Below are 13,300 nucleotides of genomic sequence, written 5' to 3'. Positions count from 1 at the left end.
TTGCGTTATAATAGAATAGAAAGGGGGTCTTGTATGAAAGAAAAGGAATTAAGACGAACGTTGGCGGTCTTTCCGATTGGTAGTGTTATGAAATTGACAGATTTAACAGCTCGTCAAATTCGCTACTACGAAGATCAACAACTCATTACTCCAGATCGAACAGAGGGCAATCGTCGGATGTTTTCTCTCAACGATATGGATCGCCTGTTGGAAATTAAGGATTATTTGTCTGAAGGCCTTAATATTGCAGGGATTAAAAAACGGATTGCTGAGAAAGAAGCTCAACGTCAAGCTGCCAAGATTGTCAGTGAAAAGGATGTCCGCAAGGCCCTTCACCGTGACATTCTCCAGCAAAGTCGCTTTCATACGACCTCATCGCCATATGGTCAGTTACGCTGATCATTCTTTTTGCTAAATGCTATACTCATAAGGAGACACACATGTCAATTACTGTTGAAGATATTCGTCGCGAAGTCAAAGAAAAAAATGTAACCTTTATTCGGTTGATGTTCTCAGATATCTTAGGGACCATGAAAAACGTTGAAATTCCAGCGACAGATGAACAGTTGGAAAAGGTTCTCTCAAACAAGGCCATGTTTGATGGATCTTCTATCGAGGGGTTTGTTCGGATTAATGAGTCTGATATGTATCTCTATCCAGACTTGGACTCTTGGACTGTTTTCCCTTGGGGAGATGAGAACGGTAGTGTCGCAGGCTTGATTTGTGATGTCTATACAACAGAAGGGGAACCTTTTGCAGGAGACCCACGTGGGAACCTCAAACGTGCCCTTCGTCACATGGAAGAAGTTGGCTTCAAATCTTTCAACCTTGGACCAGAGCCAGAGTTCTTCCTCTTTAAGCTCGATGAAAATGGGGATCCAACTCTTGAAGTGAATGACAAGGGTGGCTATTTTGACTTGGCGCCTACAGACCTTGCTGATAACACTCGCCGTGAGATCGTCAATGTCTTGACTCAAATGGGATTTGAAGTAGAAGCCAGTCACCACGAAGTGGCCGTAGGTCAGCATGAAATTGACTTTAAGTACGATGAAGTGCTTCGTGCTTGTGACAAGATTCAAATCTTTAAACTCGTTGTCAAAACCATTGCTCGCAAACATGGTTTGTATGCAACCTTTATGGCTAAACCAAAATTTGGGATCGCTGGTTCCGGGATGCACTGCAATATGTCCTTGTTTGATGCGGAAGGAAACAATGCCTTCTTTGATCCAAATGATCCAAAAGGAATGCAGTTGTCAGAAACAGCTTATCACTTCCTTGGCGGTTTGATCAAGCACGCCTACAACTATACAGCCATCATGAACCCAACAGTTAACTCCTACAAACGTTTGGTACCAGGCTATGAAGCTCCTGTTTACATCGCTTGGGCTGGCCGCAATCGTTCACCATTGGTTCGTGTACCTGCTTCACGCGGTATGGGAACACGTCTTGAGTTGCGCTCAGTAGACCCAATGGCCAACCCATATATTGCTATGGCTGTTCTTTTGGAAGTTGGTTTGCACGGGATTGAAAACAAAATCGAAGCACCAGCTCCTATCGAAGAAAACATCTACATCATGACTGCAGAAGAGCGTAAAGAAGCTGGAATCACTGACCTCCCATCTACCCTTCACAATGCTTTGAAAGCCTTGACTGAAGATGAAGTTGTTAAGGATGCTCTTGGTGAACATATCTATACCAGTTTCTTGGAAGCCAAACGGATCGAGTGGGCAAGTTATGCAACCTTTGTTTCACAATGGGAAATTGATAATTACTTAGATCTTTACTAAGCTGAGAAATATAAAATGAGCTAGGTTTGATGACCTGGCTCATTTTTCATACAAAGAAAATGGATGGGACCGACAGGCCTCATCCATTCTTTTTACTTAATTTTCTTCATCTGGTGTCAAAATCATCGGGATGATGATAGGTTCACGTTCCGTGCTTTCGTAAAGGAAAGGACGAAGGGCGTTGACAATGGCACCGTGTACGGTTTGAATATTGGCATCTTTATTCTTCAAGGCGATTCGAATAGCATTGAAGAGGATGCGTTGACTTTCACGGATCAGGTCACCGGACTCTCTCATATAGATGAAGCCACGGCTGAGGATATCTGGTCCAGCTAAAATCATTTTCGACTTGAAGTCAACTGTCGCAACAGCTAGGACAACCCCATCTTCTGATAAATCTTTGCGGTCACGAAGGACAGCCGCTCCGATTTCTCCGATGCGATTTCCGTCGACATAGATATCTTGAGCATTGAAGCTTCCCGCGATACGAGCTGAGTTAGCTGTCAGGGCAAGAACATCTCCGTTGCTCATGATGAAGATGTTATCTTTTTCTACTCCACAATCACGCGCAAGTCCAGCGTGAATCTTCTGCATGCGGTACTCACCGTGGACAGGCATGAAGTATTTGGGTTTGATCAAGCGCAACATGAGCTTTTGTTCTTGTTGGCCACCGTGTCCAGAGGTATGGATGTTGTTGATCTTCCCGTGAATGACATCGACTCCCGCTTCCGAGATGATATTGATCAATTTATTCACACTAGTTGTATTCCCAGGAATTGGACTAGATGAGAAGATAACGGTATCACCCGGTTGCAATTGCACCTGGCGGTGGGTTCCGTTAGCGATACGAGACAGTGCCGCCATAGGCTCCCCTTGGCTCCCTGTACACATAATGAGGATTTCGTTCGCCGGGTAGTCTTTGATTTCACTTGGTTCAATAATCGTTCCAGGTGGTACCTTGATATAGCCAAGCTCAATTCCGTTGACAATGGCTTTTTCCATCGAGCGTCCAAAGACAACAATCTTGCGGCCAGTTTTAACAGCGGCATCTGCAGCCTGTTGGAGACGGAAGATGTTGGATGCAAAGGAAGCAAAGATGATGCGTCCATGAATGCCTTCAATAATCTTCATAATGGATTGGCCAACGACTTTTTCAGAGTTGGTAAAGGTTGGGACTTCCGCGTTGGTTGAGTCAGAAAGCAGACAGAGGACGCCTTCCTCTCCTAGTGCAGCCATCCGGTGAAGGTCGGCCGGCTCACCAACAGGTGTGAAGTCAAATTTAAAGTCTCCCGTGCAGACGATTTTTCCTTGAGGCGTATGAAGAACGATCCCCAAAGGTTCTGGAATGGAGTGGGTTGTACGGAAGAAGGTTGCTTTAATATGCTTAAAGGTCAACTCCGTATTTTGGTTGATTTCATAGAGTTTGGCACCACGAAGGAGGCCATGCTCTTCCAATTTTCCACGAATAAGGGCTAGAGCCAAAGGTCCAGCATAGATTGGTACATTGGCTTGTTTCAAGAGGAAGGGAATTCCTCCGATATGGTCTTCGTGTCCGTGGGTAATCAAGACACCTTTGACACGGTCGATATTTTCAACGATATAGGAATAGTCAGGAATCACGTAATCGATCCCTAACAAATCATCTTCAGGGAACTTGATCCCAGCATCCACAATGATGATTTCGTCTTGGTATTCAATCCCATAGGTATTTTTACCGATTTCCCCGAGACCTCCAATGGCGAAAACACCAACTTCTTCAGGTTTTAAGGTATATGCCATGGATTAGAACTCCGTAATTTCAAATGCGCCAGACTCTTTTTCATATTCTAGGTGTTGGTCTGACAAGAGAGTGATAAATTCGATATTGTAAGATGTATTTTCTTCAACAAGGCGACGAGCTTCAATGCGTCCTTCTAACTCATTCTTCGCATCAATATCGAGATAGAGGGCATGAGTCGTTTCACGACGAGGGTTGCGTTCTTTTGTTTCTTGGTAGAAAACTTTGTAAATCATTTCGTTTCGGTTCCTTTCACATGTTCGGACGGTAGCAGAAAAGAAACAGCTAGTAGCTAGCTGAGACACCTATTCTTGCTTTCTTTTGTCCTGATTCGATACAATTATTATCCATTATACCATAAATAGGCTCTAAGGAAAAGATGCAAGCGGGTTCTGAGAGCAGAAGGAAGCGCTTTTTTAGAAGGGATAGAGAGCAGTTGATTTCACAGTCTGGGGGTGCTTCCTCTACCGTTTGGCGTCTATTTGTAGTATAATATGAAGCAGACAACGAGGAGAAAAACATGATAGTATTAGCATTTGACACCTCCAGTAAGGCCCTATCCGTTGCCCTTTTGGAGGAAGAAAACCGATTAGCAGAGTTGACACTGACGATCAAGAAAAACCACAGCATTACCTTGATGCCTACCATTGAATTTTTGATGGCCAGCATTGATTGGAAACCGACGGATTTGGACCGTATCGTAGTAGCAGAAGGGCCTGGATCTTATACTGGCTTACGGATCGCGGTAGCAACGGCTAAAACCCTAGCTCAAACGCTAAAGATTGACTTAGTAGGGGTGTCGAGCTTACTAGCCTTGGTACCAGAAGAGATAGAAGGTCTGGCCATTCCAGTCATGGATGCGCGCCGTAACCATGTCTATGCGGGCTTTTACCAAGAGGATCAGCTGGTCTACCCGGAGGGGCATCTTTCTTTTGAAGACGTATTAGAAAGAGCAAAGGGAGCTGAAAAGGTGACCTTCCTTGGGGAAGTCGAAGCCTTTCGTGAGCAGATACAAGAAGCCTTGCCAAATGCTCAGATGGTAGAAACCCTACCGGATGCGGTACGGATCGGTCGACTAGGACTTACAAAAGAAGCTGTCTCCGTTCATGGCTTTGTGCCCAACTACCTCAAGCGGGTAGAAGCTGAGGAAAACTGGCTCAAGGACCATCAAGAGTCCGGTCAGTCCTACATCAAACGCCTATGATCCGTATCGAGAAGGATGCGGGGCGATTAGACTTAGCCCCTCAGTTGGTAGAAATCTTAGACGATGTCTATGGACAAAGTCCTTGGACCTTGGAGCAAGTCCTAGCGGATATCGGTCAACCTCAAAATTGGTATGCCTTGGCCTATAGTGGGGAAGTATTGGTCGGCTTCTTGGCCATGCAAGAAAATCTTTACGAGCTAGAGGTCGTCCAAATTGCTGTTCGAAAAGAGTGGCAAGGGCGCGGGATTGCTGGTCAGCTACTAGAAACGGTTCCTCAGGAGAAAGAGGTCTTTTTAGAGGTGAGAGAAGGAAATAGTCCAGCTCGGACTCTCTATCAGAAACAAGGATTTAAAGAAATTGGTTGCCGGAAAGGGTATTATCATGCACCTACCGAAGACGCCATTATGATGAAAAGGGAAGCAAATGAAGGATAGATATATTTTGGCATTTGAAACATCTTGTGATGAGACCAGTGTCGCCGTCTTAAAGAACGATACAGAGCTCTTGTCCAATGTCATTGCCAGCCAAATTGAAAGCCATAAACGCTTCGGGGGAGTAGTTCCAGAAGTTGCCAGTCGGCACCATGTCGAAGTCATTACGGCCTGTATTGAGGAAGCGCTAGAAGAAGCGGGAATTACAGAAGAAGAAGTCACAGCGGTTGCGGTAACTTACGGACCAGGTCTGGTTGGAGCTCTTTTGGTCGGTCTTGCTGCAGCCAAGGCCTTTGCATGGGCCCATGAGATTCCTTTGATTCCTGTCAATCATATGGCTGGCCACTTGATGGCTGCTCAAAGCGTTGAGCCTTTAGAATTTCCGCTCTTGGCCTTGCTGGTCAGCGGAGGACACACCGAGTTGGTCTATGTCTCGGAGGCGGGTGATTATAAGATCGTTGGGGAAACACGTGATGATGCGGTGGGTGAGGCCTATGATAAGGTCGGTCGCGTCATGGGCTTGACCTATCCAGCCGGTCGTGAGATTGACGAGTTGGCACATAAGGGTCAGGATATCTACGATTTTCCTCGCGCCATGATCAAGGAAGACAATCTGGAGTTCTCATTCTCAGGGCTCAAATCAGCCTTTATCAATCTCCACCACAATGCCGAGCAAAAAGGCGAGAGTCTGTCCAAGGAAGACCTATCGGCTTCCCTCCAAGCAGCGGTGATGGATATCTTGATGGCCAAGACCAAAAAAGCCCTAGAAAAATACCCTGTTAAGACCCTGGTGGTGGCGGGAGGAGTCGCGGCCAATCAAGGTCTCCGTGAACGCCTGGCTTCTGAGATCACAGATGTTAAGGTCATCATTCCTCCTCTGCGCCTCTGCGGGGACAATGCGGGGATGATTGCCTATGCCAGTGTCAGCGAATGGAATAAGGGAAATTTTGCTAGATTAGACCTCAATGCTAAGCCTAGCCTTGCTTTTGATCCGATAGAAGAGAACTTAGATTAGTTAAAAAACGAACATAAACGACGGGAGGACGATTCCCGTCCCTTTTTTGTTATAATAGAGAGCATCAAAAAAGAAAGGAAGAAAGAGTGGAAAAGAATTTTCAGCAGGGGGTCAGGGATGCCCTTCCGACAGCCTTGGGTTATATCAGTATTGGCTTGGCCTGTGGTGTGGTGGCGTCTCCCTATCTCTCCCCTTTAGAAATGGGCTTGATGAGTCTCTTGGTTTACGCGGGGGCTTCTCAGTTTGCTATGATATCTTTGATTGCCGTTCATTCGTCCCTTATGAATATTGCCTTAACCGTCTTTTTCATCAATTTGCGCAATATGCTTATGAGTCTGCATACCTCCCCTGATTTCAAGGAGGCTAGCCTGGTCCATAATATTGGAATTGGTAGTTTGTTGACAGATGAGAGTTACGGGGTTTATTTGAGTGAAAAATTGAAAAGTGACCGGATCACTGTTCCCTGGATGCATGGCAATAATGTGGTCGGTTATCTAGCTTGGGGCTCCTCAACTATTTTGGGGACAGCGCTGGGTTCCCTCTTGCCCAATCCTAGTGCCTTCGGCCTGGACTTCGCCTTAGTTGCTATGTTTATTGGGATTTTTGCAGGTCAGTTTCAAGGCATGCGTTTGACTGAGAAGATGGCTACCATGCTCCTTGTTTTAGGTGCAGTGGCCCTTAGCTTTTTCCTCTTGACCTTCTTTTTGACCCAATCCTTGGCCGTTTTAGTGGCTACTTTAACAGGCTGTTTCGTGGGGGTGATGTGCGATGCGCGTGAATAGTTGGATTTTCTTGGTTATTTTGACGTCCGCAGTGGTCACCTGGATTCCACGCATTCTGCCCTTCGTTTTGGTCAAATACCGGGGGCTGCCAGATCCAGTTCTGCGTTTTCTAAAGTACCTTCCCATTGCCATCATTTTTGCCCTAATCCTTTCCAGTCTGATAGAGGGGAAAGTAGGCCAGCTTCCTCAAGTTCGGTGGGTGGATCTGGTCGCAACCATTCCGACCATGATAGTAGCCTTTCGCTACAAAAACCTAATGGGTACGGTTCTATTTGGGATTGTCTTGGTTGCCCTCTTACGTTTGCTTGTCACCTGAATCTCCTGAATTTTTAGATAGATTACTGTTTATTACGAATATTACAAAAATATTTCAAAAATACTTGACATTGAGTAATATTGTAATATAATAGTTTTTATCAAATGAAGTGAGGGATCATCATGATGAAAAAATGGACAAGTTTAGCACTTTTAGGATTAACTTCTGCAAGCCTACTCGTAGCTTGTGGTTCAAAAAAAGAAGAGAACAAATCTTCTGCCAAAGAAGCACAAACGACGGTGAAGTCTAGTCAGAAAAAAGCAAAGGCTGCTTCTGGTAAGAAAGAGACAAAAGCTACTGAAACGGATGCGCAAGAAGGGGCACAAGCTGCTTCTCAAGATGCAGGAAACTCAGGTCAAACCAATGCAGGATCTGGTGCAGCAAGCACTAACAAGGCCACAGATTCGTCTCAAATGGTGCCAGAAGAGCTGGTAGGGACTTGGACAGGAACAACTGAAATTGCCAAAGATGTTCAAATGACCGTGGCTGCAGACGGTACGGTCACTACAACAGCGAACTTTTATCAAGCTGATTTGAATCCTGTTCGTACTGCAACAACGAAAGCCAAGGCAGTTCAAGCATCTGGTAATGTCTATTACTGGGAAACAGACGAACCTGGCGCTTTTGATGCCCTTCTTCCAGGGATTGCTGGACTTGGGGGAGCCAATATGAAGGTAAAACCCGGCTTCATCTTAGAAGAGGGCCATTATACACCGATTGTATTTGTAACAGGGCTTAATGAAGACTTTGATTATAACAAATACAATGATTTCCGTGTTTCCCTTACAAAATAAAGAAAAATCCACGAATCCCTAAGGAGTCGTGGATTTTGTTTTAGATAAATTGTGTAATAAAGACAATGAGGATGACGATTGGGATCACAAAGCGAAGCAAGAAAACCCAGAGCTTGAAGAAGAAGTGCTTGGTTTTCTCTTCTCCCACCTTTAGTTCTTCTTGGGCTAGGACTTGATCAAAGATATAGCCTGTAAATAGGGAGAGGCAGAGAGCTCCAAAAGGCATGAGGAGGTTGGAAACCAAAAAGTCCATGCAATCAAAGAAGGATTTTCCAAAGAGGGTCCACTTGGATAGTACTCCATAGGAAAGGGCAGATGGGATCCCAAATACAAAGGTCAGAAGACCAATGATTTGGCTCCATTTAGCCCGCTTTTTGTTGTTTTGGTTGGTGACGTTCCCGACATTAATCTCTAACATGACGACGGATGAGGTAATAGTCGCAAAGAGGAAGAGAAGAAGGAAAAGCAGGTAGAAGAGAGTTCCAAAAGGCATCTTATCAAAGACTTGTGGAAGGACTACAAAGAGGAGTCCCGGTCCACTAGTAGAAGGGATTTGAAAGGCTGACATAGCTGGGAAGATCGCCAAGCCCGCCATGATGGAAACGGCGATATTCATGAAGACGACGGAAATCCCGGATTGGACCAGGTCAGTGTCCTTGTCCAAATAGGAAGCATAGGTCAACATGGCCGTCACCCCTAGGGAGAGGGCGAAAAACGATTGGCCCAAAGCATAGAGCAGACCTTGGCTAGTCATCTTGGAGAAGTCTGGCTTGAGGAAATAGCTGACTCCCTCCCAAGCGCCAGGTAAGGTCAAGGAACGACCAATCATGACTAAGAAGATAATGAAGAGAAGTGGCATCATGAATTTTGAGGCCTTTTCAATCCCTTGCTCGACCCCCTTGGACACAATCAAGACATTGAGGAGGATGAAGATGGCCTGGGCTCCAAGAGCCAACCAGGGATTTGAAATAATCTCTCCAAAGAGCTGGGTATAGTCACTAACTGAGAGAAGTTGGAATAACTCTCCCAAGGCGACTCCTAGATAAATCAGGATCCAGCCACCGATAACACTATAGAAGGAGAGGAGGATGAACAGGGCAAAGGCACCGATCCAACCAATCCCATCATAAAGGCGACGACCACCGAGCTTTCCAAAGGTCTTAATAGCAGAAACACCAGCTGCACGTCCTAGAGTAAATTCAGCTAGTAAGAGTGGGAAACCGATAAGTAGAGTTGCTATCAAAAAAACAAGAAGGAAACTTCCGCCCCCGTTAGCGGCGGTCATATAGGGGAACTTCCAAACAGCCCCAAGCCCAATTGCAGAACCTGCAGAGGCTAGGATAAAGCCAATTTTGGAACCCCATTGAGATTTTTCCATATGGATTCTCCATTTCTAATTCAAATATAGGAAGAAAGCAAAGGCCAGCAAAGGCTCTTTCATAGACAAAAGAAAAAGGCTATTTAGTACGAACTAAATAGCCATAAAAACGCAAAGTGACATCTCTAAGAAGACGACTCTTATGTTTGTTGCTGGATTTGTTCTAAAAATAATCCTAACATCTTTTGAAAAAGCTGTCAATAGTGGAGACTTCCGGCCACCCAACCAGTACAGAGGGCAGAAGTAATGTTAAATCCTCCTGTATGGGCATTGATATCTAGGACCTCCCCAGCAAAATGAAGACCAGGGACCAATTTACTTTCTAAGGTCTTGGGATTGATTTCCTTGAGGCTGACACCTCCCTTAGTCACAAAGGATTTGGCCAAGGACATCTTCCCTGTTACAGGGATTGGGAGTTCCTTTACTTTCGCTAGTACGGCATCGATTTCTTTAGGAGAGAGTTGCTTCACCTTTTCGGGAAAATCCTGGGCAAAGAATTCCGCCAGGCGTTCTGGCAGATAGGCCTTCAGAACATTCTTTAAGGACTTCTCACGATTTTCCTCTAGGATTGCAGTGAGTTCTTCCTTAGAATAGTGAGGGAGACTATCCAGTGTCAGGATCTCTCCCCCCTTGACAAAGCTTGACATGCGAAGGGCGGCCGGGCCAGACAGGCCAAAGTGGGTAAAGAGGAGGTCATGGGTAATGTGGTGTTTGCCATAGTGGAGGGTCACATCGTCTAAGGAAATCCCTTGAAGGGCCTTGTGGGGGAAATCTGTCAGGAGGGGGCTTTCAGCAGCTTCTAGTTCCGTGATAGTGTGCTGGAAGTGACGGGCGATATCGTGGCCAAAGCCGGTAGAGCCCGTCGAAGGGTAAGATTTCCCACCGGTTGTCACAATCAAGCGATCTGCCGTCCAGGTTTCATCTTTGGATTTGATGACGAATTGTCCATCGATTTTCTTCACAGAGGTTACCTCTACTTGGCAGCGGACTTGACCGCCAAGCTCGGCAATCTTATCTGTCAGAGCTTGAATAATCGTTTGGGAACGATCTGAAGCTGGAAAGACACGACCATGGTCTTCGACCTTGAGTTTGACCCCGTTTTCTGTGAAGAAGCGGATGATATCATGATTGTCAAATTGAGAAAAGACACTGTATAGGAAACGTCCGTTTCCTGGAATGCCTGCTAGGAGATCGTCCAGGCTTCCATTGTTGGTCACATTGCACCGACCTCCACCAGTCCCAGCTAGTTTTTTCCCTAGTTTGCGGTTCTTTTCCAAGAGGAGGGTTGCTTGCCCGTAGAAGGCGCTGGAGATGGTGGCCATCATACCAGCAGGTCCTCCTCCAATGACAATGGTATCGTAGTGGTTCATAAGGTCTCCTTTTTCTTGTCTCGTTTTATTTCCAGTTCATTGTAACATAAAAAATGGACCCTGTCCCCAGGCTCCACTTTTTATGAGTTAATTGTCTTCGTCTGGATTTTGACGGAGGTGGATGGAATAACGCTTAGGTGGGTAAATACCGATTTCAGGACCCCAGCGTGGGAAGAGCTGATTGGTTTTCTTCCCAGCAGCGTACTTGGCTTCTGCCGCCATTTCCCAGAGTTCCTCGTAGAGATCACCGAGCAAGAAGTCGAGCTCTTGATAATAGAGGTCTGGCTTTCCGTAGTCACTAAGGCTTAGTTCCATCAAACCATAGACTTGTAGCTTATGGTCCATAAGTCTACGTCCGTCCACCTTGTTAGAGTGGACAATGATGCGTCCGAAGGGATCATTTCTTCGGATGCGTTCGAGCTCTTTGTAGGCGTTGATTCCAGAATTTCCTTGACAGGAGAAGAAGTAGATGTTTTTCAAGTCATAGTCGATATAGGAGATATTTCCATTATAGACCAGCTTGACTGGTAGATTACGAACCCGTTTTTTCTCTAGATAGTTGTTAATATGTTCGACCAACATCTTAGAGGGATAATTGTATTCAATGACATAGATCATAGTTTCTTTCCTTTGCTATTGAGTAAATAACTGAGCTATCTTTCAGTTACGAATAGTATACAAGCTTTTGAAGTCAGATAGGGGGAAAAATCTATTTGGTTCATTTTTGAAGCTATTTGGTTCATTTTGGAGGAGAAAAGGAGAAAAAGTTACTAAAGGAATACGAAGAAAATGGGGAAGTGGGGACGAAGAAGGGTATCTTATTTTGAAAATGCAAAGAAAATTTACCGAAGTCTTTCATTTGTGCTATAATCAAGGGGAAGTGACGTCATGGAAAGAAGGGTATCATGAGTTTAGAACAGTTAGAGCGGAAATCGCTCCAAGAAATCAATCAATCCGTCAAGGTTCCCAAGGGAACTTCTTTTTGGAAGACCTTGTTATTGTTTTCAGGTCCGGGGAGCCTAGTAGCAGTGGGCTACATGGATCCTGGGAACTGGATCACCAGCGTTGTTGGAGGGGCTCACTATCGCTACTTGCTCTTGTCGGTGGTTCTCTTGTCTTCCTTGATTGCCATGCAATTGCAACAGATGGCTGGGAAACTAGGGATTGTCCATCGGAAAGATTTGGCCCAGACAACTGCGACACATTTGCCCAAGTGGCTCCGCTATATTCTTTGGATAGTGATTGAATTAGCCTTGATGGCGACAGATTTAGCAGAAGTCATTGGTTCCGGGATTGCACTCCATTTGCTGTTCGGATGGCCCTTGCTCTTTTCTATTTTGGTCACCATCCTGGATGTCTTCCTCCTCCTCGGACTTATGCACTTAGGTTTTCGTAAGATTGAGGCTATTGTCTCCACCTTGATTTTGACCATTCTGGGGATTTTTATCTATCTTGTGGTCCTATCAAAACCAGATATAGGTGGCATTTTTGCTGGCTTTCTTCCTCAGAAGGAAATCGTAGGTATCGGTCTTCCTAAGGGATCACAAGCCTTGACGCTGGCCTTGGGGATTATTGGTGCAACCGTCATGCCTCATAATCTCTATTTGCATTCCTCCATTTCACAGACACGCAAGGTCGATTATGAGGATCCTGCAGATGTTCGTCGGGCTGTGCGCTTCATGACCTGGGACTCCAATATTGAATTAACCCTGGCTTTTGTTGTCAACTCTCTCTTGCTGATTCTCGGAGCGGCCCTCTTTTTTGGACATGCAGAAGAAATTGGAGCCTTCTCTAGTATGTATGATGCCTTGCAAAACAATGCCATTGCAGGAGCTATTGCAAGTCCTTTTCTGTCCACTTTGTTTGCTGTTGCTTTGTTAGCAAGTGGTCAGAATTCAACAATTACAGGAACTCTAACAGGACAAATTGTCATGGAAGGTTTCCTTAGATTCCGCCTTCCTCAATGGCTTGTCCGCCTCTTTACACGGATGTTGGCCCTCACTCCTGTCCTGATTGTCGCCTTTCTCTTTGGAGACCAGGAAAGTGTTCTAGATGATTTGTTGGTCTATTCTCAAGTCTTCTTGTCTCTGGCTCTACCATTTTCAATTTTTCCCTTGGTTTACTTTACCTCCAATAAAAAAATCATGGGAGAATTTGTCAATGCAAAATGGAATACCTACTTAGCTTACGGAGTAGCGACTCTTCTGACTCTGTTAAACGTCCAACTCATTGTGACGACGCTCTTTAAATAAAAAATCAGCTTTGTCGGACGGGGAAAACATGCTATAATAGGAGGGAAGTTCCCATCTAGCTAGAAAATGGGCAGAAGTGGGAAGTAAAAACTTAACAAGAGGTCCTAACCCCTTGATACGAAAGGAATGTAGAAAATCTTATGATGAATATGCAAGACTTGATTTAAGATTCTTAAAGTCTTGTTATTTATCAA

At 45.2% G+C, this 13,300-nt stretch carries 14 protein-coding genes; 9 read left to right on the top strand and 5 right to left on the bottom strand.

Features of this window, described 5'->3' with window-relative positions:
- The first annotated feature begins 33 nt into the window (after positions 1 to 33).
- Positions 34 to 399 (top strand): MerR family transcriptional regulator, encoded by a 366-nt coding sequence (locus RCH62_RS04255; protein WP_048715733.1) that lies wholly within the window; start codon positions 34 to 36, stop codon positions 397 to 399.
- A 41-nt stretch (positions 400 to 440) separates the two neighbouring features.
- On the top strand, positions 441 to 1,787 hold the full coding sequence (glnA, locus tag RCH62_RS04250; RefSeq protein WP_006595535.1) for a type I glutamate--ammonia ligase: 1,347 nt from the start codon (positions 441 to 443) through the stop codon (positions 1,785 to 1,787).
- 96 nt (positions 1,788 to 1,883) lie between these two features.
- Here glnA and rnjA read toward each other — a convergent pair whose 3' ends face one another.
- Together rnjA and RCH62_RS04240 are read right to left on the bottom strand one after the other, a co-directional pair.
- A complete protein-coding gene (gene rnjA, locus RCH62_RS04245; protein WP_006595536.1) occupies positions 1,884 to 3,566 on the bottom strand; it encodes a ribonuclease J1 in 1,683 nt (560 codons plus the stop codon).
- Between the two features lie 3 nt (positions 3,567 to 3,569).
- A complete protein-coding gene (locus RCH62_RS04240; RefSeq protein ID WP_006595537.1) occupies positions 3,570 to 3,800 on the bottom strand; it encodes a DNA-dependent RNA polymerase subunit epsilon in 231 nt (76 codons plus the stop codon).
- A 284-nt stretch (positions 3,801 to 4,084) separates the two neighbouring features.
- Here RCH62_RS04240 and tsaB point away from each other — a divergent pair, with 284 nt between their 5' ends.
- From tsaB to RCH62_RS04210, 6 genes are all read left to right on the top strand, one after another.
- On the top strand, positions 4,085 to 4,768 hold the full coding sequence (gene tsaB, locus RCH62_RS04235; protein ID WP_306474699.1) for a tRNA (adenosine(37)-N6)-threonylcarbamoyltransferase complex dimerization subunit type 1 TsaB: 684 nt from the start codon (positions 4,085 to 4,087) through the stop codon (positions 4,766 to 4,768).
- Positions 4,765 to 5,202 carry a ribosomal protein S18-alanine N-acetyltransferase gene (gene rimI, locus RCH62_RS04230; RefSeq protein ID WP_306474698.1) on the top strand — a complete coding sequence of 146 codons (438 nt, stop codon included), beginning with the start codon at positions 4,765 to 4,767 and terminating at the stop codon, positions 5,200 to 5,202. Before tsaB ends, rimI begins: the two co-directional genes overlap by 4 nt.
- Complete coding sequence (gene tsaD, locus RCH62_RS04225) at positions 5,192 to 6,214, top strand: tRNA (adenosine(37)-N6)-threonylcarbamoyltransferase complex transferase subunit TsaD (protein WP_306474697.1); 1,023 nt, start codon at positions 5,192 to 5,194, stop codon at positions 6,212 to 6,214. The genes rimI and tsaD overlap by 11 nt, the downstream gene beginning before the upstream one ends.
- A gap of 86 nt (positions 6,215 to 6,300) precedes the next feature.
- Complete coding sequence (locus tag RCH62_RS04220) at positions 6,301 to 6,996, top strand: AzlC family ABC transporter permease (protein WP_006595541.1); 696 nt, start codon at positions 6,301 to 6,303, stop codon at positions 6,994 to 6,996.
- A complete protein-coding gene (locus RCH62_RS04215) occupies positions 6,983 to 7,312 on the top strand; it encodes an AzlD domain-containing protein (protein ID WP_048715743.1) in 330 nt (109 codons plus the stop codon). Before RCH62_RS04220 ends, RCH62_RS04215 begins: the two co-directional genes overlap by 14 nt.
- 125 nt (positions 7,313 to 7,437) lie before the next feature.
- Positions 7,438 to 8,106, top strand: a complete 669-nt coding sequence (locus RCH62_RS04210) for a hypothetical protein (protein WP_048715770.1) — start codon at positions 7,438 to 7,440, stop codon at positions 8,104 to 8,106.
- A gap of 40 nt (positions 8,107 to 8,146) precedes the next feature.
- Here the strand turns inward: RCH62_RS04210 and RCH62_RS04205 are convergent, their stop codons facing one another.
- From RCH62_RS04205 to RCH62_RS04195, 3 genes are all read right to left on the bottom strand, one after another.
- Positions 8,147 to 9,484: a sodium-dependent transporter gene (locus tag RCH62_RS04205; protein WP_129269953.1), complete on the bottom strand. Its 1,338-nt coding sequence runs from the start codon at positions 9,482 to 9,484 to the stop codon at positions 8,147 to 8,149.
- Positions 9,485 to 9,681: 197 nt separating this feature from the next.
- A complete protein-coding gene (locus tag RCH62_RS04200; RefSeq protein WP_306474696.1) occupies positions 9,682 to 10,854 on the bottom strand; it encodes an NAD(P)/FAD-dependent oxidoreductase in 1,173 nt (390 codons plus the stop codon).
- 87 nt (positions 10,855 to 10,941) lie between these two features.
- Positions 10,942 to 11,472: a hypothetical protein gene (locus tag RCH62_RS04195; protein ID WP_006595548.1), complete on the bottom strand. Its 531-nt coding sequence runs from the start codon at positions 11,470 to 11,472 to the stop codon at positions 10,942 to 10,944.
- Between the two features lie 287 nt (positions 11,473 to 11,759).
- Here RCH62_RS04195 and RCH62_RS04190 point away from each other — a divergent pair, with 287 nt between their 5' ends.
- The gene (locus tag RCH62_RS04190; RefSeq protein ID WP_125329224.1) at positions 11,760 to 13,106 is read left to right on the top strand and encodes an Nramp family divalent metal transporter; all 1,347 of its coding nucleotides are present in this window, start codon (positions 11,760 to 11,762) and stop codon (positions 13,104 to 13,106) included.
- Positions 13,107 to 13,300 lie beyond the last annotated feature (194 nt).

This window comes from Streptococcus sp., from assembly GCF_030825805.1.
Taxonomy (GTDB): Bacteria; Bacillota; Bacilli; order Lactobacillales; family Streptococcaceae; genus Streptococcus.
The sequence above is the reverse complement of the archived record's forward strand: the minus strand, read 5'-3'. Positions and strand labels throughout refer to the sequence as shown.

Coding starts and splice junctions, on each gene's coding strand:
- RCH62_RS04255 (WP_048715733.1), top strand. CDS start 34: ATGAAAGAAAAGGAATTAAGACGAACGTTGGCGGTCTTTCCGATTGGT.
- glnA (WP_006595535.1), top strand. CDS start 441: ATGTCAATTACTGTTGAAGATATTCGTCGCGAAGTCAAAGAAAAAAAT.
- rnjA (WP_006595536.1), bottom strand. CDS start 3,566: ATGGCATATACCTTAAAACCTGAAGAAGTTGGTGTTTTCGCCATTGGA.
- RCH62_RS04240 (WP_006595537.1), bottom strand. CDS start 3,800: ATGATTTACAAAGTTTTCTACCAAGAAACAAAAGAACGCAACCCTCGT.
- tsaB (WP_306474699.1), top strand. CDS start 4,085: ATGATAGTATTAGCATTTGACACCTCCAGTAAGGCCCTATCCGTTGCC.
- rimI (WP_306474698.1), top strand. CDS start 4,765: ATGATCCGTATCGAGAAGGATGCGGGGCGATTAGACTTAGCCCCTCAG.
- tsaD (WP_306474697.1), top strand. CDS start 5,192: ATGAAGGATAGATATATTTTGGCATTTGAAACATCTTGTGATGAGACC.
- RCH62_RS04215 (WP_048715743.1), top strand. CDS start 6,983: ATGCGCGTGAATAGTTGGATTTTCTTGGTTATTTTGACGTCCGCAGTG.
- RCH62_RS04210 (WP_048715770.1), top strand. CDS start 7,438: ATGAAAAAATGGACAAGTTTAGCACTTTTAGGATTAACTTCTGCAAGC.
- RCH62_RS04205 (WP_129269953.1), bottom strand. CDS start 9,484: ATGGAAAAATCTCAATGGGGTTCCAAAATTGGCTTTATCCTAGCCTCT.
- RCH62_RS04200 (WP_306474696.1), bottom strand. CDS start 10,854: ATGAACCACTACGATACCATTGTCATTGGAGGAGGACCTGCTGGTATG.
- RCH62_RS04195 (WP_006595548.1), bottom strand. CDS start 11,472: ATGATCTATGTCATTGAATACAATTATCCCTCTAAGATGTTGGTCGAA.
- RCH62_RS04190 (WP_125329224.1), top strand. CDS start 11,760: ATGAGTTTAGAACAGTTAGAGCGGAAATCGCTCCAAGAAATCAATCAA.